This is a genomic window from Alcanivorax xiamenensis (genome assembly GCF_009846745.1).
GTDB lineage: Bacteria > Pseudomonadota > Gammaproteobacteria > Pseudomonadales > Alcanivoracaceae > Alloalcanivorax > Alloalcanivorax xiamenensis.
The window spans coordinates 16,654-35,845 of record NZ_AQPF01000008.1 but is presented as its reverse complement, the minus strand read 5'-3'; the positions used below and the strand labels follow the sequence as shown (position 1 = coordinate 35,845).

At 59.9% G+C, this 19,192-nt stretch carries 16 protein-coding genes and 2 tRNA genes; 15 read left to right on the top strand and 3 right to left on the bottom strand.

From position 1 onward, the window contains the following. Positions 1 to 21: 21 nt before the first annotated feature. From tpiA to pnp, 11 genes are all read left to right on the top strand, one after another. On the top strand, positions 22 to 771 hold the full coding sequence (gene tpiA / locus A6D6_RS07450; RefSeq protein ID WP_133490192.1) for a triose-phosphate isomerase: 750 nt from the start codon (positions 22 to 24) through the stop codon (positions 769 to 771). Positions 772 to 781: 10 nt separating this feature from the next. Then, complete coding sequence (gene secG / locus A6D6_RS07445; RefSeq protein ID WP_159660363.1) at positions 782 to 1,282, top strand: preprotein translocase subunit SecG; 501 nt, start codon at positions 782 to 784, stop codon at positions 1,280 to 1,282. A gap of 13 nt (positions 1,283 to 1,295) precedes the next feature. Beyond that, positions 1,296 to 1,382, top strand: a tRNA-Leu gene (locus A6D6_RS07440). 233 nt (positions 1,383 to 1,615) lie between these two features. Further along, positions 1,616 to 1,692, top strand: a tRNA-Met gene (locus A6D6_RS07435). Positions 1,693 to 1,826: 134 nt separating this feature from the next. Further along, positions 1,827 to 2,282, top strand: a complete 456-nt coding sequence (rimP, locus tag A6D6_RS07430; RefSeq protein WP_133490194.1) for a ribosome maturation factor RimP — start codon at positions 1,827 to 1,829, stop codon at positions 2,280 to 2,282. A 35-nt stretch (positions 2,283 to 2,317) separates the two neighbouring features. Further along, a complete protein-coding gene (gene nusA / locus A6D6_RS07425) occupies positions 2,318 to 3,823 on the top strand; it encodes a transcription termination factor NusA (RefSeq protein WP_133490195.1) in 1,506 nt (501 codons plus the stop codon). A gap of 53 nt (positions 3,824 to 3,876) precedes the next feature. Continuing rightward, entirely contained in the window at positions 3,877 to 6,597 is a 2,721-nt protein-coding gene (infB, locus tag A6D6_RS07420; protein ID WP_159660362.1) for a translation initiation factor IF-2, read from the top strand. Between the two features lie 13 nt (positions 6,598 to 6,610). Beyond that, positions 6,611 to 7,021 (top strand): 30S ribosome-binding factor RbfA, encoded by a 411-nt coding sequence (rbfA, locus tag A6D6_RS07415; RefSeq protein ID WP_133490197.1) that lies wholly within the window; start codon positions 6,611 to 6,613, stop codon positions 7,019 to 7,021. 17 nt (positions 7,022 to 7,038) lie between these two features. Then, positions 7,039 to 7,956, top strand: a complete 918-nt coding sequence (gene truB / locus A6D6_RS07410; RefSeq protein WP_133490198.1) for a tRNA pseudouridine(55) synthase TruB — start codon at positions 7,039 to 7,041, stop codon at positions 7,954 to 7,956. 81 nt (positions 7,957 to 8,037) lie between these two features. Continuing rightward, entirely contained in the window at positions 8,038 to 8,307 is a 270-nt protein-coding gene (rpsO, locus tag A6D6_RS07405) for a 30S ribosomal protein S15 (protein WP_014996168.1), read from the top strand. A 188-nt stretch (positions 8,308 to 8,495) separates the two neighbouring features. Next, positions 8,496 to 10,589, top strand: coding sequence for a polyribonucleotide nucleotidyltransferase (gene pnp / locus A6D6_RS07400; protein ID WP_159660361.1), 2,094 nt, complete (start codon positions 8,496 to 8,498; stop codon positions 10,587 to 10,589). A 478-nt stretch (positions 10,590 to 11,067) separates the two neighbouring features. On the opposite strand, the gene A6D6_RS07395 is transcribed toward pnp, so the two are convergent. Next, complete coding sequence (locus tag A6D6_RS07395; RefSeq protein ID WP_159660360.1) at positions 11,068 to 12,387, bottom strand: Na+/H+ antiporter family protein; 1,320 nt, start codon at positions 12,385 to 12,387, stop codon at positions 11,068 to 11,070. A 156-nt stretch (positions 12,388 to 12,543) separates the two neighbouring features. On the opposite strand from A6D6_RS07395, the gene A6D6_RS07390 reads away from it, so the two are divergent. From A6D6_RS07390 to A6D6_RS07375, 4 genes are all read left to right on the top strand, one after another. Beyond that, entirely contained in the window at positions 12,544 to 12,987 is a 444-nt protein-coding gene (locus A6D6_RS07390) for a MarR family winged helix-turn-helix transcriptional regulator (protein WP_236564023.1), read from the top strand. Positions 12,988 to 12,997: 10 nt separating this feature from the next. Further along, positions 12,998 to 14,020 (top strand): HlyD family secretion protein, encoded by a 1,023-nt coding sequence (locus A6D6_RS07385; protein ID WP_236564022.1) that lies wholly within the window; start codon positions 12,998 to 13,000, stop codon positions 14,018 to 14,020. Between the two features lies 1 nt (position 14,021). After that, entirely contained in the window at positions 14,022 to 15,506 is a 1,485-nt protein-coding gene (locus tag A6D6_RS07380) for a DHA2 family efflux MFS transporter permease subunit (protein WP_133490202.1), read from the top strand. Between the two features lie 597 nt (positions 15,507 to 16,103). Continuing rightward, the gene (locus A6D6_RS07375; RefSeq protein ID WP_133490203.1) at positions 16,104 to 16,385 is read left to right on the top strand and encodes a hypothetical protein; all 282 of its coding nucleotides are present in this window, start codon (positions 16,104 to 16,106) and stop codon (positions 16,383 to 16,385) included. A 105-nt stretch (positions 16,386 to 16,490) separates the two neighbouring features. Here the strand turns inward: A6D6_RS07375 and acs are convergent, their stop codons facing one another. Continuing rightward, positions 16,491 to 18,428 (bottom strand): acetate--CoA ligase, encoded by a 1,938-nt coding sequence (gene acs / locus A6D6_RS07370; protein ID WP_159660358.1) that lies wholly within the window; start codon positions 18,426 to 18,428, stop codon positions 16,491 to 16,493. A 340-nt stretch (positions 18,429 to 18,768) separates the two neighbouring features. After that, positions 18,769 to 19,149: an aspartate 1-decarboxylase gene (gene panD, locus A6D6_RS07365; RefSeq protein WP_014996160.1), complete on the bottom strand. Its 381-nt coding sequence runs from the start codon at positions 19,147 to 19,149 to the stop codon at positions 18,769 to 18,771. Between the last annotated feature and the right edge of the window lie 43 nt (positions 19,150 to 19,192).

The window sequence follows — 19,192 nt, the reverse complement described above, 5'->3', positions numbered from 1 at the left end:
TCTGAACACGGGAACAAGTGAATGACAAGAACGCCGCTGGTAGCCGGTAACTGGAAAATGAATGGCCGGTTGGACATGGTGGAGGCTCTGGGGGCTTCCCTGAAAGGGTTGCGGAACAGCCGGGCGGAAGTGGCGGTGTGTCCGCCGTTTCCCTATCTGGCGTCCCTGGCCGGTGCTCTGAGTGGCAGCGGGGTGCAAGTCGGCGCTCAAAATGTGAGCAGTCACGAGGATGGCGCCTTCACCGGTGAGGTCTCCGCCGAGATGCTCGCCGATCTTGGCTGCCGGTACGTGATCGTGGGTCACTCCGAGCGCCGCGCCCTGTATGGCGAAGATGACGAACTGGTGGGCGAGAAGTTTCTTCGCGCCCAGCAGGGAGGGCTGATCCCGATCCTGTGCGTCGGCGAAACGCTGCGTGAGAGGGAGGCGGGCGAAACCGAACAGGTGGTGGTGCGTCAGGTCACGTCGGTGCTGGACGTGGCCGGCATCGGCGCTTTCGACCAGGCGGTGGTGGCCTACGAGCCGGTCTGGGCGATCGGAACCGGGGAAACCGCCACCCCGGAACAGGCCCAGGAAGTGCACGCCCGTTTACGCACGGCGCTGGCCGCGGAGGACGCCGGTGTGGCTTCCCGCATCCGGCTGCTTTACGGCGGCAGTGTAAAGTCGGATAATGCCGCCCTTCTGTTCGCCCAGCCGGATATTGACGGTGGTCTTATCGGCGGGGCCTCACTGAGCGCGGATGAATTCAGCGCGATTTGTCTCGCGGCGGAATAAACGGTTACTTATGGATATTGTGCTTCATGTGGTCCACGTGTTGACGGCTCTGGGTCTGATCGGCCTGGTTCTGATTCAGCACGGCAAAGGTGCCGATGCCGGCGCCTCCTTTGGCGGCGGCGGTTCGCAGACGGTGTTTGGCAGCGCGGGTTCCGCGAACTTCCTGACCCGGTCCACGGCGGTGCTGGCGGCGGTGTTCTTTGTTACCAGCCTGGCCCTGGCCTGGATGGCTCGTAATGAGGTTGCCCAGAATTCCAGTGTTCTGCCGATGGTGGAGACCGTTGACGAACTGGATGTGCCGGAGAGTGATGCGCCGGCGGTGCCGCAATCCCCCGATGTGCCTTCCGGTGGACAGGGTGACGTTCCGGCCGCGAGCTCCGATGTGCCCGCCAGCGGTCAGGGCGAAGTTCCCGCCACGGAAAGTTCTGAAAAAGGCACTTCAGATGTGCCGGCGAGTAATGTAGAATCCCCGGCCCTGGATGAGAGTCAGGCTGGTTCTCAATCCGAGTGATACCAGGTTCTTTGCCGAAGTGGTGGAATTGGTAGACACGCTATCTTGAGGGGGTAGTGGGCTTACGCTCGTGCCGGTTCAAGTCCGGCCTTCGGCACCAATTTGGAATGGGCTTTATTGTAACCGCCCTTCACGGTGGTCACCGTTTTCAAGCTGGAAAACGGGTGTATTGGTAGTAAATTCGAACGTGCTTCTCGAGGCCTTTCGAATTCCCTGGCCAGGGCCAATGGCTCCGCGATAATGCCGCGGTTAAGACTCGGAAAAATAAATACTTTTTTTGAGTTTGCATTGACAACGGCGGCATGAATACATACTATGTGCGCCGCGATTTAGTGCGGGGTGGAGCAGTCTGGTAGCTCGTCGGGCTCATAACCCGAAGGTCGTAGGTTCGAATCCTGCCCCCGCTACCACTTAACGGAACCGCATCCCGGTTCTGTGGTAAGAAAGCCCCTCATCGTAGGGGCTTTTTGTTATTCAAAGCCGGGATGGCAAGTGGGAATGGGCGTTACGCCCATTTTTTGTTTCTGGCGCCGGAATCAAGGCAATGTCAAAACGCACGGAACAGATCAAGGAGCTGCTGGCTCCGGTAGTCAACGACATGGGCTACGAGCTCTGGGGTATTGAGTACCTGCAGGGGCGTGGCGCGGTATTGCGTCTTTTCATTGACCATGAAGCCGGCATCACCGTGGACGATTGCGTCGCGGTGAGCCATGAAGTCAGTGGCGTGCTTGACGTGGAAGACCCGATTCCCGGCGAGTACAACCTTGAAGTGTCCTCTCCGGGCATGGATCGGCCGCTGTTCGAACTTTCCCAGTTTGAACGTTACCTTGGCGAGCAGGTGCAACTGAAACTGTTGGCCCCGGTAGCGGGCAAACGCAAGATGATGGCGACTCTGGTGGCTGTCGATGGCGATACGCTGGTGGTGATGCTCAATGGTGACACCCTGCGTATTCCTTACAGTCAGGTGGACCGCGCTCGTCTGGAGCCGCGCTTCGACTGAGCGTGACCTGAAAAAACCTTTGTAAAGGCCTGGCCATGAACAAAGAGATCCTGCTGGTAGCGGAAACCGTTTCCAACGAGAAAGGCGTCAGTCGTGACGTCATTTTCGAGGCCATCGAACTGGCCCTGGCGGCGGCAACCAAAAAACGTTTCAAGGAAGAAGATGTGGAAATCCGTGTGCAGATCGACCGGGTTACCGGCGATTCCCGCACCTTCCGCGTCTGGCATGTGGTGCCCGATGAAGACCTCTATGAGTTCGGCAGACAGCTGACTCTGGACGAGGCCCACGAGCACGACGAAAACCTGCGGATTGGCGACGTTTACGAGGAAGAAGTGGAATCCGAGGCCTTCGGTCGTATCGGTGCCCAGACCGCCAAGCAGGTGATCGTACAGAAAGTGCGTGAGGCCGAGCGTCATCAGGTGATCGAGGAATACCGCGACCGTATCGGTGAACTGATCAGCGGCACGGTGAAGAAGGCCACCCGTGACGCCATCATTCTCGACCTGGGCGGCAATGCCGAAGCGCTGATTACCCGCGAACATATGATTCAACGGGAAAGCGTGCGCCAGAACGATCGCGTGCGCGCTTATCTGCTGGGCGTGAATGAAGAAAATCGCGGCCCGCAGTTGTTCGCCAGCCGGGCGTGCCCGGAGATGCTGATCGAATTGTTCAAGATCGAAGTGCCGGAGATCGGCGAGGAACTGATCGAAATCAAAGGCGCCGCCCGTGATCCGGGTTCCCGCGCCAAGATCGCGGTGAAGACCAACGATCAACGTATCGATCCGGTGGGGGCTTGCGTGGGCATGCGCGGTGCCCGGGTGCAGGCGGTATCCAACGAGCTGGCCGGCGAGCGTATCGATATCGTGCTGTGGGACGACAACCCGGCTCAGTTGGTGATCAACGCGATGCAGCCGGCGGAAGTGGCGTCCATTGTGATGGACGAGGAAAGTCATTCCATGGATATCGCCGTGGAAGACGAGTCCGCCCTGGCCCAGGCGATTGGACGCAGCGGCCAGAATATCCGTCTCGCCTCCGAGCTGACCGGCTGGGAGCTGAACGTGATGACGCTGGACGAAGCGCAGAATAAGCAGCAGGAAGAAGCCCAGATGGCCATGGAAACCTTCATGAGCCTGCTGGATGTGGATGAAGACGTGGCGGCGATCCTGGTGGAAGAAGGCTTCTCTTCCCTGGAGGAAGTGGCTTATGTGCCCACCGAGGAAATGCTCGCCATCGAAGGCTTCGACGAAGATGTGGTCGAAGCCTTGCGCCAGCGCGCCAAGGACGCTTTGTTGACCCGCGCGCTGGTGTCCGAAGAGAAATTTGAATCGGCCGAGCCCGCCGACGACTTGCTGGGTATGGACGGCATGACTCGTGAATTGGCGGTGGAATTGGCCTCCCGTGGCATTGTCACCATGGAAGACCTTGCCGAACAAGCGGTGGATGACTTGCTGGATATTGAAGGGATCGACGAAGAGCAAGCGGCTCAGTTGATCATGACCGCCCGCGCTCCCTGGTTTGAAGATGAGAACGCCGGTGAGTAAGTAGAGCGGTGGGGCAGGGCGCCACCATAAGCGGACAGGAGAGTGTTGCTGACATGGCAGAAACGACCGTAAAAAGTCTGGCAGAGGTTGTGAAGATTCCGGTGGATACGCTGCTTTCGCAGATGAAGGACGCCGGACTTCCTCACACCGACGCAGGTGATGTGGTCTCCGATGAACAGAAGCAGCAGCTGCTCGCGCATCTGCGTAAGTCCCATGGCGCCCAGGACGCGGAGCCCAAGAAAATCACCCTCAAACGTCGCTCCACCAGCACCATCAAGACGACGGGTGCCGCCGGTAAAGCGAAAACCGTGAACGTGGAAGTACGCAAGAAGCGTACCTACGTGAAGCGTGAGTCCATCGAAGAGCAAGAGCGTTTGGAAGCGGAGCGCCAGGCGGAAGAAGAAGCCCGCCTGAAGGCCGAGGAAGAGGCCCGCCGCGCCGCCGAGGAAGAAGCCCGCCGTAAGGCCGAGGAAGAGGCTCGTCGCAAGCAGGAAGAAGACGCTCGTCGCGCCGAGGAAGAGGCGCGCCGTAAAGCTCTGGAAGCGGAAAGCGCGGCTCAGGGTGATGCGGAGAAAGAGGCCGAGGACAAGAGCAAGCGCGTTTCCGTGCCGAAGACCGCCAAGAAAGCCGACAAGGTGGAGACGGCGGAAGAACGTGCCAAGCGCGAAGAGGAAGAACGTAAGCAGCGCGAGGCCGAGGAAGCACGGCGCAAGCAGGAAGCCGAAGCCCGCCGCAAGGCGGAGGAAGAAGCTGCCCGCCGTACCGCCGAGGAAGCCCAACGTATCGCCGAGGAGCTGGAGAAGCGCGGCGGTGAACAGTCCCAGGAAAAGAAGGAAGAGGAAGACGACAAGGCCTCCTCCATCGTCCGGGATGCCGTGGAAGCCGGATACCGTACCGAGGAACGGCAATCGCGCCGGCGGCGTCGCAAGCCCAAGAGCGGCGGCGTGGTCCACGGCCAGATGAAGAGCTCCATGAACCGGGAGCACGGGTTTAAAAGCCCCACGGAGAAAATGGTGTACGACGTAGAAATTCCGGAAACCATCACCGTGGCGGAACTGGCTCAGCGCATGAACATCAAGGCCAAGGAACTGATCAAGGCCATGATGAAAATGGGCGAAATGGCCACCGTCAATCAGTTTATCGACCAGGAAACCGCTGTCCTTCTCACCGAGGAAATGGGTCACACCCCGAAACTGGTGAAAGGCGAGGAAGAGGCTCTGGAGGACGATCTGGCGTCTCTGGTGGACCGCTCCGGAGAACAGGAAGTCGCCCGTGCGCCAGTGGTGACCATCATGGGTCACGTCGATCATGGTAAAACCTCCCTGCTGGACTATATCCGCCGCGCCAAAGTGGCCGCCGGTGAAGCCGGGGGGATTACCCAGCATATCGGTGCCTACCATGTGAACACCGAGCACGGCATGATCACCTTCCTGGACACCCCGGGTCACGCCGCTTTCACCGCCATGCGCGCCCGTGGCGCCAAGGCCACCGATATCGTGATCATCGTGGTAGCCGCGGATGACGGTGTGATGCCGCAGACCGAAGAGGCGATCAACCACGCCAAGGCCGCCGGCGTGCCGATCATCATCGCGGTGAACAAGATCGACAAGGAACAGGCCGACCCTGACCGGGTCAAGAATGAGCTGGCCGCCAAGGACGTGATCCCCGAGGAATGGGGGGGCGACATTCAGTTCGTCAACGTGTCCGCGCACAGCGGCGAAGGCGTGGATTCCCTGCTGGAAGCGGTGTTGTTGCAAGCCGAGGTGCTGGAACTGAAAGCCGCCGCCGTGGGGCCCGCCAGTGGTGTGGTCATTGAGTCCCGGGTGGAAAAAGGCCGAGGCAATGTGGCCTCCATCCTGGTCCAGGCTGGTGAGCTGGAAGTGGGTGACATGCTGCTGGCCGGTGCCTGCTTCGGCCGCGTTCGTGCCCTGGTGGACGAAAATGGCCAGCAAGTGAATAAAGTGGGCCCGTCCATTCCGGTGGAGGTGCTTGGTCTGAATGGCGCGCCGGAGGCTGGTGAGCAGGTTCAGGTGGTGCCGGATGAGAAGAAAGCCCGTGAAGTGGCTGAATTCCGTCAGGACCGTGATCGCGACGTCAAACTCAAGCGTCAACAGGCTTCCAAACTGGAAAACCTGTTCCAGAACATGGGCTCCGAGGAAACCAAACACGTCAATATCGTGCTCAAGGCTGATGTACGCGGCTCCCTTGAGGCGTTGATCGGCGCACTGACTGACCTGTCCACCGATGAGGTGAAAGTGGGGCTGGTCTCCACTGGTGTCGGCGCGATCAACGAGTCCGATGTCAACCTGGCGATGACCAGTGAGGCGGTGCTGCTCGGCTTTAACGTACGGGCGGATGCCAAGGCCAAGCGTTTGTGTGAGGCGGAGGGCATTGATCTGCGCTATTACAGCGTGATCTATGAGCTGATCGACGACGTGAAACAGGCCATGAGCGGTCTGCTGGCACCGGAGAAGCGCGAGGAGATCCTCGGTGTTGCCCAGGTGCGGGACGTGTTCCGCTCCTCCAAGTTTGGTGCCGTGGCCGGCTGTATGGTGGTGGAAGGAACCATTCACCGGAATCGTCCGATCCGCGTGCTGCGTGACGACGTGGTGGTGTTCGAAGGTGAGCTGGAATCCCTGCGCCGCTTCAAGGACGACGTTCAGGAAGTTCGCAACGGCATGGAGTGTGGTATTGCCGTGAAGAGCTACAACGACGTCAAGGAAGGCGACAAGATCGAAGTCTTCGAAGTGAAGGAGGTGGCGCGCTCCTTGTAAGCGCGCCCGCACTATGAGTCGTCATCGCCGTCCCCAAGGTTTCCAGCGCACGGACCGTATTGCTGACCAGATTCAGCGCGAACTGGCCCGGGTCCTGCGCTTTGAGATGAAGGACCCGCGTGTGGACCTGGTGACGATTCAGGATGTCCGGGTTTCCCGTGACCTGTCCTACGCCGATGTGTACTTCACATTGCTGGGGCAGGATGCGGACGCCGGAACCGAGGCCGAAGCCGTATTGGGCGGCGCCGCCGGTTTCCTGCGCAGTGCTCTGGCCCAGACCCTGAATACCCGCACCACGCCCCGGTTGCGTTTCCATTACGACCTGACCCCCGAAAAGGCATCACACCTGTCGCGGCTGATCGATGAGGCGCGGGCGGAGGACCGGGCACAAAGCCCGGATCAGGAAGACCAAGACCACGATTGATCTCGGAGCATAAGACGGTGGGAAAACGACGCCGCGGAGGCCGCCCTCTGAATGGCATTTTGTTGTTGGATAAGACCGATGGCGTGACCAGCAACGGGGCCTTGCAAATGGCCAAGCGTATGTTCGCCGCGGCCAAGGCAGGGCACACCGGCAGCCTGGATCCGCTCGCTACCGGTATGTTGCCGGTGTGCTTCGGTGAGGCGACCAAATTCAGCCAGTTTCTGCTCGACGCGGACAAGCGCTACCGGGTCACCGCTCGCCTTGGTGTGACCACGGAAACCGGTGACGCCGACGGTGAGGTGCTGGAAACCCGTCCGGTATCGGTCACCGAGGCTCAGGTGCTGACCGCGCTGGACCGCTTCCTTGGCGAGATCGAGCAGGTGCCGAGTATGTATTCGGCGATCAAGCACAATGGCACGCCGCTGTATAAGCTGGCGCGGGAAGGTATCACCGTTGAGCGTGAGCCGCGCAAGGTGACCATCCACGAAATTCGCGGGGCGCGCCTGGAAGGCGAGGACCTGACGTTCGAGGTGGCCTGTTCCAAGGGCACTTATGTGCGTTCCCTGGTGGAGGACCTGGGTGCGGCGCTTGGCTGCGGCGCTCATGTGATTGCACTGCGGCGCCTGTCCGCCGGCCCGTATCCCGAGGAGCGGATGATCACCCTCGAGCAGCTGGGGCTGCTCAAGGAGCAGGGAGGATTCGAGGCAATTGACGATTTGCTCTTGCCTTTATCCACCAGCGTGGCAGACTGGCCGCGCGTCAATCTGGGTGACAATGCGGCGTATTATCTGCGCCAGGGTCAGCCAGTGATGGCCAGTGATCGCCCGGCCGAGGGCTGGGTGAGTCTTTATCAGGCTTCCACGGAGCAGTTCCTGGGAGTCGGAGAAGTACTGGAGGACGGGCGGATAGCGCCTCGTCGTCTGGTATCGGAGTGACCCAGAGGGGTCGTGAAACGGGACGGCAGCTATAAATATGCGTGGCTGACCGTGACTAATGTTGCATATTGGAGTGTAAAAATGGCTTTGAGCGTCGAAAAGAAAGCGGAAATCCTGAAGGAATTCGGTCGTAAGGAAGGGGACTCCGGTTCCCCGGAAGTGCAGGTTGCCCTGCTGACCGAGAACATCAACCAGCTGCAGGGTCACTTCAAGGCCCATAACAAGGACCACCACAGCCGTCGTGGTCTGATCCGCATGGTTAACCAGCGCCGTAAGCTGCTGGATTACCTGGCTGGCAAGGATCGTAGCCGCTACCTGCAGTTGATCGAGCGTCTGGGGCTGCGTCGCTAAGCCCTGGTTATGTTCGATTCACGACGGAAGCTCGGCCATGCCGGGCTTCTGTTGTTTTTGGCGTACTGAAAAAGCAGCAACGAATGCCGGGACGATCCATGGTGAACAGAGGCTATGGCGCCCACGGAGCCGGGGTTATGATGCCTTGGCAAAGACTGATGGAAGAGTGAAGAGAAGAGACGAGAGATATGTTCAATATTGTGCGCAAAGAGATTCAATACGGCGCGGATACCGTGGTGCTGGAAACCGGGCAAATCGCCCGTCAGGCCACCGCCGCCGTTATGGTCACCATCGGTGACACCCAGGTCCTGGTGACCGTGGTGGGCAAGAAGGAAGCGGATCCCGGAAAAGGCTTTTTCCCGCTGACCGTGAACTACCAGGAAAAAACCTATTCCACCGGCCGTATTCCTGGTGGCTTCCTCAAGCGTGAAGGGCGTCCCAGTGAGAAGGAAACCCTCACCTGCCGACTGATCGATCGCCCGATCCGGCCGCTGTTCCCCAACGGTTTCATGAACGAAGTGCAAATCGTTGCCACCGTGATGTCCTCCGACAAGAACCGGGACCCGGACATTGCCGCCATGATCGGCACCTCCGCCGCTCTGGCGATTTCCGGTATTCCGTTCAACGGCCCGATCGGTGCCGCCCGGGTAGGCTTCAAGGACGGTATGTATCTGCTCAACCCCGGCTATTCCGAGTTGGAGGATTCCCTGCTTAATCTGGTAGTGGCGGGTACCGAGCCGGCCGTGCTGATGGTGGAGTCCGAAGCCCAGGAGCTGAGCGAGGACCAGATGCTGGGCGCCGTGCTTTACGGCCACCAGGAAATGCAAACCGTTATCCAGGGCATCCAGGCATTTGCCCAGGAAGTGGGCACCCCTGCTTGGGAATGGCAGGCACCGGCGGAAAATGCCGAGCTGAAAGCCGCGATCAAAGCCAAATACGCAGGCGCTCTCACCGAGGCTTACACCATCACCGAGAAGCAGGCGCGCTACACCAAGGTGGGTGAGTTGCGTGATGCCTGTGTGGCCGAGTTCGTCACCGAAGATGAAAACAGCCCGGACGCCGGTGAAGTTAAAAGCCTGTTTGGCAAGATCGAGAAAAGCGTGGTGCGGGAGGGCGTGTTGTCCGGCAAATCACGCATCGACGGCCGCGCCCTGGACCAGGTTCGTGCCATCGACTGTAAAGTCGGTGTACTCAAGAAAACCCATGGTTCCGCTCTGTTTACCCGTGGTGAAACCCAGGCCATCGTTACCGCCACCCTGGGCGGCATGCGTGATGCCCAGTTGATTGATGCGCTGGAAGGCTCCCGCCAGGATCACTTCATGCTGCAGTACAACTTCCCTCCGTACTGCGTGGGTGAAACCGGCATGATCGGCTCCCCCAAGCGCCGTGAAATCGGTCACGGCCGTCTCGCCCGTCGCGGTGTGGAAGCGGTGGTGCCGAATGAAAAGGAATTCCCCTACACCATCCGTGTGGTCTCCGAGATCACCGAGTCCAACGGCTCCTCTTCCATGGCCAGTGTATGTGGTACTTCCATGGCACTGATGGACGCCGGCGTGCCGTTGCGTGCTCCGGTGGCGGGTATCGCCATGGGGCTGGTGAAGGAAGAGGACGGCCGCTTCGCGGTGTTGTCCGATATTCTGGGTGACGAGGATCACCTGGGCGATATGGACTTCAAAGTGGCCGGTACCGAGCGCGGCGTGACCGCCCTGCAGATGGACATCAAGATTGAGGGCATCACCGAAGAGATCATGGAGAAAGCGCTGGAACAAGCTCAGCGTGGCCGCCTGCATATCCTTGGCGAAATGGCCAAGGCGATCTCCGTGTCCCGTGATCAGGTTTCCGACAATGCTCCGACCCTGCTGACCATGAAGATCAATTCGGAGAAAATCCGCGATGTGATCGGTAAAGGTGGCGCGGTGATTCGGGCTCTGACCGAGGAAACCAGCTGCACCATCGACATCGAGGACGATGGCAGCATCAAGATCTACGGCGAGACCCGCGAAGCGGCCCTGGAAGCGCAGCGCCGCATCGAGGAGATCACCGCCGAGGCCGAAGTGGACAAAATCTACGAAGGCGAAGTGACCCGCGTGGTGGATTTCGGGGCTTTCGTGCGCATCATGCCGGGTACCGAAGGGTTGTTGCACATTTCCCAGATTGCCGAGGAGCGTGTGGAGAAAGTCTCCGACTACGTGAAAGAAGGCGATGTGATCCGGGTGAAAGTGCTCGACGTGGACCAGCGTGGCCGCATCAAGCTGTCCATGAAGGAAGCGAAAGAAGGCTGATTGCGTTTAATTACACCCTTTCGGGAGTTCAGCCAGAATAAAAAGGCCCGCGGATGCGGGCCTTTTTATTGGTTCCTCGCGGAATGACGGGAATGAGAGCCTTCATCGGGGGCACGGGTCCGTACGGAGGCCTTCCGGGGTCGCTGTAAATACATCCCTGTAAGCTCCCGGTTTGACGTCCCTGTCAAACCGGGTCCCGGAAGGCCTCCGTGCGGACCCGCTTCGAGTGAACCGCCGCGTTCCGGACTCCAACGACGACGGACCTTTCTGGAGAGAGGGGAGGGTGCCCTCCATCCCGGTGTGCGGGTTTGCTCGTGGTGGGCAGGACAACCTTTCCCTTTGCGGAACCTGCTTCACGACGTTCCCGCAAAGGTGTAACACAGCTCCGCTGTCCCTGATGGAGGGCAATTTCAAATCCCGTCAAACCGCGATGAATTTTTTTAATACCTGACCAAATGGTGCAGGGCTGATCCGTCGGTTACAACACCATGGCCGCGGTCCAACCCGCCATCAGTAATGGCAGGTTATAGAACACAAAGGTTGGAATCACGGTGTCCCGGATATGGTCATGCTGGCCGTCGGCGTTGAGTCCCGCGGTGGGGCCCAGGGTTGAATCCGAGGCCGGTGAGCCGGCGTCTCCGAGTGCCGCCGCGCTGCCCACCAGGGCCGCGGTGGCCAGGGGCGAAAAGCCCAGTGCCAGACACAGGGGCACATACAAGGTGGCGATAATCGGAATGGTGGAGAATGAGGAGCCGATGCCGAGAGTGATGAACAAGCCCAGTAGCAACAGCCCGGCCGCCGCCACGCCGGGGCTGCTCAATTGGCCGGTAACCGCTTCCACCAGCAACGGTACCTGCCCACTCCCTTTCACCACCGCCGCGTAGCCGTTGGCGGCGATCATGATGAAACCGATCAAGGACATCATCTTCACGCCCTGAGTGAAGGCATCCTGGGATTCCCGCCAGGGCACCACGCCCCCGGCGGTAAACAGCAGAAAGCCGACCAACGCGCCCAGCACAATGGAGTCGGTGAGCAGCTGCAGGCTCACCGCGCTGCCCAGCGCGAGCGCCGCCACCACCAGCGTCCGTGGGGATAGCCGTACTTGATGGTCTTCGCCGGGCAGGGTCACCGGCTGATAATCCCGGGGGTTGCGAAATCGCCAAAGTGCCAGCAACAGACCCGCCACCATGCCGCCGGCTGGCAACAGCATGGCCTGGGGGATTTGATCCTTCGCCAGATCGAGGCCCGCCTGGGCCAGGCTGGGTTCCAGTTGTTTGTAGAGAAACAGGCTGCCAAAACCCACCGGCAGCACCATGTAAGGCGTGATCAGTCCGAACGTCAGCGCGCAGGCGGCCAGCCGCCGGTCAAGTCGGAGCCGGGCCATGACCCCAAGCAGGGGCGGAACCAGGATGGGGATGAAGGCGATGTGCACGGGGATCAGATTCTGACTGATTACCGCGGCAACCAGCAGGACCAGGATGATCAGGTTGCGCAGCCGCCGCAGCTGTCCGGGGTCGGGTGTGCCGCCGAGGCGCCGGATCAGCCGTGCCGCCAGCCATTCGGTGACGCCGGATCGGGCGATGCCCACGGCGAAGGCGCCCAGTAAAGCGTAGCTGAGAGCAATCGGGGCGCCGCCGCCCAGCCCTTCGGTGAACAGGGCCAGGGTGTCATCCAGGGACAGGCCACTGAACAGGCCGGCGGTGAGGGCGGCGCACACCAGCGCCAGAACCACGTTCAGGCGCGCCAGGCTCAGACCCATCAGAACCAGAACCGATATCACGACCGCATTGGTCAACATTGCATTGTCCTCGACGCCGGGGCTCGCGAGGTGCGCAGTCTACCGGGGTTGGTTTTGGCTGTCTCCGGTGAGGGCGCGGATATGGGTCAAATCATTTGACCCTATTGCCAGAATTATAAGCATCCTTATAATAAGGATGTTATCCGAGGAGTGAGCATGGGCGGAACGGACACCACGGTTGGGATGAGCCTGAACGACGTCGCGCGCATGATGCGGCGGGACTTCGATCGCCGGGCCCGGGAGCAGGGCTTGAGCCGCGCGCGTTGGCAGGTGCTCTGGCAACTGTCGCGGCGGCAGGGGGTGCATCAGGCCGCACTGGCCGAGGTGATGGATTTGGCCCCTATCTCGCTGACCCGTCAATTGGACCAACTGGAAGCGGAAGGGCTGGTGGAGCGACGTCCGGATCCATCCGATCGACGGCGCCGGCTGTTGTTTCTGACGGAGCAGGCCCGGCCGGCTCTGGAACGATTGAAGACATTGGCCGAACAGACCCGTGCACGGGCTTTTGCCGGATTGGAGTCCTCGGACATCGACATGCTCATTCGGATTCTGGCCGCCATGCGTGCCAACTTGTGTGATCGCCCGGACCAGGGAGACTAGAGTGACCTCAATGCAACGAACCCGCCGTCTTGGTATGGGCTTTGGCCTGCTGGTGGCGATAGTGGTGATCCTGTGGCTGATTTTTGGCGGCCAGCGCTACGTCAGTACGGATAATGCCTATATCAAGATCGATATGTTATCCCTGGCCGCCAATGTTAGCGGGCAACTGGTGGCGGTGAACGTGGAACGCAATCAGGTGGTGGAGAAAGGGCAGGTGCTGGCGGAAGTGGATCCACGCCCCTTTCGCATCGCCGTTGCCGAGGCACGGGCGGATCAGCAGGCGGTGCGCAATCGTATCCTGTCTTTGCGCGGAGACTACGCTCAGGCCATGGTGGAACGGGACCAGGCCAACCGCGATGTGTCTTATTACCGGCGTGAGTTGCAACGTCTGCAGCGGATGAGGCGCAGTTCGGTATCCGAGGCGCAACTGGACGGGGCCCGCCAGAAACTGGACCAGGCTCGCGCCACCGGTTCCGTGGCGGAACAGCGCCTGGTCAGCTTGCGGGCGCAACTGGCGGGTGGGCCGGATGTGGCGGTGGAAGATCACCCGGATTATCAGGCCGCCACCGCCAAGCTGGAGCAGGCGGAATACGATCTGTCCCAGTGTCAGGTTATCGCCCCCGCTTCCGGCATTGTTGGCGGTGAGGTGCCGATGATTGGGGAACGGGTTAACGCCGCGGTGCCGATCATTTCCTTGTCGAAGACCGATACCTTGTGGGTGGAAGCGAACCTCAAGGAAACCCAGCTGACGCGGATCGTGCCCGGTCAGACGGCGGAGGTGGAGGTGGATACCTTCCCGGGGGTCAAGTGGGAGGCGCAAGTCATCAGTCTGAGTCCGGCCACCGGCTCTGAGTTCGCGCTGATTCCCCCGCAGAATGCCAGCGGCAACTGGGTAAAGGTGGTTCAGCGGCTACCAGTGCGGCTGCGTCTGCAGCCCAAGGACGGTCAACCGATCCTGCGTGCCGGAATGAGCGCCGAGGTCACTATCGATACCGGTAATGAGCCGGAGCAACAAACCGCGCAGGCTCGATAATATGACGCGTATCGAGGACCAGCGTCTCGTCACCGTCAGCATTATGCTGGCGACGGTGATGCAGGTGCTCGATACCACTATCGCCAATGTGGCCCTGCCGCACATGCAGGGCAGTCTCTCCGCCAGTACCGATCAGATCACCTGGGTCCTGACCTCTTATATCGTAGCCTGCGCCATCATGACGCCGACGGTGGGGTTCGTGACGTCACGCATCGGCCGCCGTCAGGTGTTTTTGTGGTCGGTGGCCGGGTTTACCGTGGCTTCCGGCTTGTGTGGCCTGTCCACCTCGTTGGAACAGATGGTGGCGTTCCGCATTCTGCAGGGCATCTTCGGCGCGGCCTTGGTGCCTTTGTCACAGGCTGTTCTGCTGGATTCCTACCCGGTGGAAAAGCACGGTCAGGCGATGGCGATTTGGGGTGTGGGAGTGATGGTTGGGCCGATCCTCGGGCCAACGCTGGGTGGGTGGCTCACCGAGTGGTACAGCTGGCGCTGGGTGTTCTATATCAATCTGCCATTCGGGCTGCTGGCTTACCTTGGCATCTGGCTCAGCGTCCCCGACACGGAAACCCGGAAGAGCCGGTTCGATCTGACCGGTTTTGCCCTGCTGGCTCTGGCGATTGGTTCCTTCCAGTTGATGCTGGACCGCGGTGAGCACTTGAAATGGTTCGATAGCATCGAGATTCAGATCGAAGCGGTGCTGGCTCTGGCCGGCCTGTATTTGTTTGTCGTGCACTCATTGACCCGTAAGCAGCCGTTCATCGACATGGCCTTGTTTCGGGACCGTAACTTTGTCACCGGAGTGATCTTTATTTTCGTGGTTGGCATCATCCTGCTGGCCACCATGGCACTGTTGCCGCCCTTCCTGCAGCAGTGGAAAGATTATCCCGCCGCGACGACGGGAATCGTGCTGGCGCCGCGGGGGTTGGGGTCGATGGTGTCGATGATGCTGGTGGGACGGTTGATGCGTACCCGCCTGGATCCACGGGTTTTGGTGATTACCGGTTTATGTCTCACCAGTCTGTCGTTGCACCAGATGGCGGGGTTTACCCTGGAGGTTTCACAGAGTGATCTGATCTGGACCGGCGTCTTACAGGGGCTCGGACTGGGGCTGGTGTTCGTGCCAGCATCGGCGATGACCTATGCGACGTTGGCTCCGGCATTGAGAACGGAGGCTACCTCTCTGTTCTCCTTGTCCCGTAACCTGGGCTCCAGCGTGGGTATCTCGATCATGACCGCCATGTTGACCCGCAATCTGTGGATCAACGAGCAGCAGTTGGGTGAGCAACTGCAACTGAAGGCCTGGATCGCCCAGGGATTGCCGATGAAGGACCTGGTGTCCGGGGTGCCCGCACAGGTATACCACACTCTGCTGAGCCAAGCGGCGGAGATCAGCTACATGAACGATTTCCGCTTGCTCATGTGGATCAATATGGCGGCCATCCCGCTGGTGCTGCTGCTGCGTCGTCAGCACTCGACGGCGGTTTAATCGCCTCTCTTCTCAAGAAAGAAAAACCTTCCCTTCCTGTTTGTGGAAAATGTCGAGCTATTCTTTCCGATTTTAAGGTCGGATTTTTATAATTATTAATAAAATAAGTTATCGGCAGATTCTGATAAAACTTTAGTTGTTTTTTATTGGCATAAGAGGTTTGTTCCTTAATGCCAATTTGATTTAAAAGATGGTTGTATATTGGTTTTTTATTTCTTTGTTTTTCTATTACAGTCATGAATGTGAACAAATGAAAACGGCAAGAATTCCGGAATAAGAAGGCGGAGTCGTGTCGGAGGAAGGAGCTTCGGTTACCCGGTACGGCTGGTAACGTACTGATTATTGCGGTGATTGGCCTGCCAGGCGCTGGCGAGGTCGGCGCTTATAAAAATGTGAAATCAGTAACGGGATAATAATCAACGGAGCGAGGGGAAAGACATGGACGCAACGCTGGGGAATCAGGGAAATGAAAAGGGTGAACCGCGAGTCAAGCGGGTTTTAAGGGGGAATGCGGGTGACGCCGGGCGATCGCCACGACGGTGTTCCCCGCGATGGCATTTGTTGACGGGGGGGGTTGGCCTGTTGTGTGCATTGCTGATGCCGCTGAGCTATGCCGGCGATGGCAAGATACGTTTCCATGGCAGAATCGCGGTGGCGACCTGCGAGGTTGGCGTCAGTGTCGCTACCAGGGATAACGCGGTGGTTTCCAGCTGCGAGCGGGTGAGACAGGAAGTGGCGGATCCAATGGTGTTGATGAATACACCCAGCCCCTACATGAGCTGGCATCGTCTTGATGGCAGCGTGATCACGGGGGATGCGCAAACCATTGTCAGTCAGGCCGCCAAGACGCCGACCATTCTGTACCTGAACTATCCGTGAAGGTATCCGTGAAGGTCTTGGCGACGGGCATGCCCGGCCGTTAAAAAGCCCGGCCCCTTATTGTACCGGGGCCGGGAGACAGGCTAACGGTGTTATCGATTCGCCCTAGCGGTTGCGGCGGGTCTCGATCAGTTGGTCGACCACGCTGGGATCCGCCAGGGTGGAGGTGTCACCCAGGCTGTCCAGCTCATCGGCGGCGATTTTACGCAGGATACGGCGCATGATCTTGCCGGATCGGGTCTTGGGCAGCCCCGGCGCGAAGTGGATCAGATCCGGTTTGGCGATCGGGCCGATTTCCTCGGTGACCAGCTTGCGCAGCTCATCGATCAACGCTTCACTGCCGGTGGCGCCGGCCATCAGGGACACATAGGCGTAGATGCCCTGGCCTTTGACGTCGTGCTGATACCCCACCACGGCGGCTTCGGCGATGCTCTTGTGCAGCACCAGAGCGGACTCGATCTCGGCGGTGCCGAGGCGGTGGCCTGACACGTTCAGGACGTCGTCGACGCGGCCGGTGATCCAGTAATAGCCGTCTTCGTCGCGGCGGGCGCCGTCACCGGTGAAATAGTAACCCGGGTAGGCACTGAAATAAGTGTCGATCATGCGTTGATGATCGCCGTAAACCGTGCGGATCTGGCTCGGCCAGCTTGCTTTGATCACCAGGTTGCCGGAGGTGGCGCCGTCCAGTTCCTTGCCGTCCGGGTCCATCAGCGCCGGTTGTACACCAAACATCGGCAGGGTGGCGGAACCCGGCTTGAGGTCCACGGCTCCGGGCAGGGGCGCGATCATGATGGCGCCGGTCTCGGTTTGCCACCAGGTGTCGACAATCGGGCAGCGCTCCTCTCCCACCACCTTGTAGTACCACTCCCAGGCTTCCGGGTTGATCGGCTCGCCCACCGTTCCCAGCAGCTTCAGGCTCTGTCGCGATGTCTTGGTGACGGGCTCATCGCCGAGCCCCATCAGCGCACGGATGGCGGTGGGCGCGGTGTAGAAGATGTTCACCTTGTGCTTGTCCACTACTTGCCAGCAACGGGAAGCGTCCGGATAGGTGGGTACGCCCTCGAACATCAGAGTGGTGGCGCCATTGGCCAGTGGGCCATAAACGATATAGCTGTGGCCGGTGACCCAGCCCACGTCGGCGGTACACCAGTAGATGTCGCCGTCGTGATAATCGAATACGTATTTGTGGGTCAGGGCGCTTTGCAGCAAATAGCCGGCGGTGCTGTGCACCACGCCTTTCGGTTTGCCGGTGGAGCCGGAGGTATAGAGGGTGAACAGTGGATCCTCGGAGTCCATCCACTCTGGTTCGCACTGCGGGTCGGCCTGCGCCATGGCCTTGTGGTACCAGAGGTCGCGGCTGTCATTCCAGTCCACGTTGCCGCCAGTACGTTGCACCACCACGCAGCTGTGGACGCTGGACTGGCCATTCATCGCCTTGTCGGCGTTTTGTTTCAGCGGCACGGTGCGGCCGCCACGCACGCCTTCATCGGCGGTGATGACGGCACAGGCGTCGGCATCGTTGATGCGGTCCTTGAGCGCTTCCGGAGAGAAGCCGCCGAAAACCACTGAGTGGATGGCACCGATGCGGGCACAGGCGAGCATGGCATAGGCGGCTTCCGGGATCATGGGCATGTAAATCACGACCCGGTCCCCTTTTTTAATGCCGCGGGCGCGCAGCACATTGCCCAGCTTGCTGACCTGCTCGAACAGCTCCTGGTAACTGATATGTTTGTCCTGGTCCGGTTCGTCGCCTTCCCAGATGATGGCGGTTTGCCCGGCGCGTTGAGGCAGATGACGATCGACACAGTTGTAGCAGGCGTTCAGCTTGCCACCGACGAACCAGGCCGCGCGACCTTCCTTGAAATCCCAGTCGCTGACCGTATCCCAGCGGGTATGCCAATGCAGCAGCTCCCCGGCGCGGTCCGCCCAGAAGGTTTCCGGATCATTGACGGATTGTGCGTACCAGCGCTCATAGGTGTCACGGTCCATGAGGGTTTGACGCTTGAATGACTCCGGAACCGGGTGGATTTTATGCTCGGACATCGCGGCCTCCTTCCATACTGCTCGCCGGTGGCTTGTTGTTAGACATTGTCCGCACCCGCACCGGGTCGGGACACGCCCTTGGGCGCTGGTGATGACACGGGGCGGGTGAGGTGAAAGTGCGGCCGCATTATGGCGCGGCAAAGGAACGCACAGGAATTAAACTATGGTCTAACTCCTTTTGGCGCAAGGGTGGGAGATACTTTGGAGCCAGGCCGATGAGGGAATGGCGGTTCGCCGGCCGTTCTCGCACGATGATCGCGAGCGGGACAAACAAAAACGCCGGCCTCGGGGGCCGGCGTAGGCGAATCAGGGTACGGGCGCGAGCATGGCGCGCAAAAAATCAGGCGACTTGTACCGGGATCGCGTTGCTGGAGCCTTTGACTTCGTTGCCTTCGCCGACGTAAATCAGCCGCGGCTTGAAGTTAATCAACTCTGAGCTGCCGTAGCTGGCGTAAGCGCAAATGATCACGCGGTGGCCAGGTTGGGCTTTATGGGCGGCGGCACCATTGACGGAGATGATCTTGGATCCTTCTTCCGCGCGAATGGCGTAAGTTTCAAAACGCTCGCCGTTATCCAGGTTATAGATCTGGATTTGCTCATACTCGAGAATGCCGGCCATATCCAGCAGATTGCCATCGATGGCGCAGGAGCCTTCATACTCCAGTTCCGCGTGGGTAATGCGGGCCTGGTGCAGCTTGGCTTTCAGCATGGTGCACTGCATATCGGGTACCTCTCTGAACAAGCCACGGACGGCCTGGCAGGCT